Annotated in this window: 1 protein-coding gene; it reads left to right on the top strand. The window is 61.2% G+C overall.

Features of this window, described 5'->3' with window-relative positions; genetic code table 11:
* On the top strand, positions 1 to 747 hold a 747-nt coding region (locus AB4Y42_RS44100; RefSeq protein ID WP_368697876.1), incomplete at both ends, for an AMP-binding protein.

The following is a 747-nucleotide window of genomic DNA, read 5'->3' as shown; positions in this document are numbered from 1 at the left end:
TGGTGGATCTCGACACGGCAACGCCGGCCTGGGCGAACCTGCCGGCCTCCGATCCGGACCCGCGCACGCTCGGCCTGAGCGCGCGCCACCTCGCCTACGTGATCTACACCTCGGGATCATCAGGCACCCCCAAGGGCGTCGAAATGCCCCACGGGTCGCTTATGAATTTGCTTTGGTCCTCGCCGGAGCTTGGCGCACCAAAACGACGCACACTTCAGTTTACGACTTTGAACTTCGACGTCTCGTTCCAGGAATTGTTCAGTTGCTGGAGGGACGGCGGGCTACTCGTGCTCGTGCGGGAAGAGACCCGTGCCGACTTCTCCGAGTTGCCGGACTTTGTGTGGAGAGAAGGGATCGAGCGGCTTTTCCTCCCATTCGTAGCCTTGAATCATTTTGCGGAAGTCTGGTGCGCTCGAGGGGCGCTGCTGCCCTCTTTGAGGGAAGTCTATACAGCGGGTGAGCAATTGCGAGCCACCCCCGAGCTCAGGTCGTTCTTCGAAAATCACCCAAGGGCGAGATTGATAAATCAGTATGGGCCCACGGAAACCCACGCGATCACGGAGCACCGTCTCGCGGCTGATTCATCATGCTGGCCGCAATTGCCTCCCATTGGGCGTCCAATCGCGAACACGCGGGTGTATCTTCTGGACGGTCATGGCGCGCCTGTTCCGTTCGGGGTGATGGGTGAGCTTTACATTGGCGGGGCCGGCGTTGCGCGCGGGTACCTGAACCGGCCGGAGCTGACGG

This window comes from Paraburkholderia sp. EG286B (assembly GCF_040965655.1).
Classification (GTDB): domain Bacteria; phylum Pseudomonadota; class Gammaproteobacteria; order Burkholderiales; family Burkholderiaceae; genus Paraburkholderia.
The sequence above is the reverse complement of the archived record's forward strand: the minus strand, read 5'-3'. Positions and strand labels throughout refer to the sequence as shown.